Source organism: Paraburkholderia sp. SIMBA_054 (genome assembly GCF_046534875.1).
GTDB classification, from domain to species: Bacteria; Pseudomonadota; Gammaproteobacteria; order Burkholderiales; family Burkholderiaceae; genus Paraburkholderia; species Paraburkholderia hospita.
On sequence record NZ_JAWRXV010001270.1, the window covers coordinates 1 to 252 of the forward strand.

Annotated in this window: 1 protein-coding gene; it reads right to left on the reverse strand. The window is 67.5% G+C overall.

Annotation, left to right across the window (positions count from 1 at the left end; genetic code table 11):
• Nucleotides 1–220: E3 binding domain-containing protein (locus tag SB822_RS59185; protein WP_410859387.1), on the reverse strand; the 220-nt coding region annotated here is incomplete at its 3' end.
• Nucleotides 221–252 lie beyond the last annotated feature (32 nt).

A 252-nucleotide genomic window follows, 5' to 3' on the forward strand; every position in this document is an offset into this window, starting at 1 on the left:
GGGTCATCTTCACGCGTTCTTCGCGCGATACGTCGCCAGCCGACGATGCCGGACGGGCAGCGGCCGGTGCGGCCGGAGCCGGAGCAGCGGAAACACCCTTGGCGATAGCGTCGAGCACGTCGCCCTTCAGCACCTGACCGCGCTTGCCGGAACCGTCCACCTGATCGGCGGAGAGGTTATTTTCAGCAAGCAGCTTGGAGGCAGCCGGGGCAGGCTGCATAGCCGGGCCCGACGAAGCCGAAGCGACAGGTG